This window comes from Mycobacterium sp. NGS17 (assembly GCF_059813205.1).
Window position 1 is genome coordinate 1 of sequence record NZ_JCALED010000053.1, and the last position, 319, is coordinate 319.

Below are 319 nucleotides of genomic sequence, written 5' to 3' on the forward strand. Positions count from 1 at the left end.
TGGCCGGCATCTATGCCCAAGTCCTGGGCGTGGAGCAGGTCGGTGTCGAGGACTCCTTTTTCGAGCTGGGTGGGGACTCCATTTCGGCTATTCAGGTGGTGGCCCGGGCCAGGTTCGCCGGGCTGGTGTGTCGGCCGCGCGACGTTTTCGTCGAGCAGACGGTGGCCCGGCTGGCGGCGGTGGTAACCCTGGACACCGACGCCGGTGATGTGGTCGATACCGGTGTCGGGCCGGTGGTGTCGACTCCGATCATCCGGTGGCTGGCCGGCGTGGATGGTGCGGTTGAGCAGTTCAACCAGACCGTGGTGGTGCAGGCGCC

The 319-nt window shown here is 67.1% G+C and carries 1 protein-coding gene; it reads left to right on the plus strand.

The annotated features are described in order from the left end of the window. The coding region (locus AC5Y7E_RS24320) for a phosphopantetheine-binding protein (protein ID WP_499950968.1) at positions 1-319 on the plus strand (319 nt) is incomplete at both ends.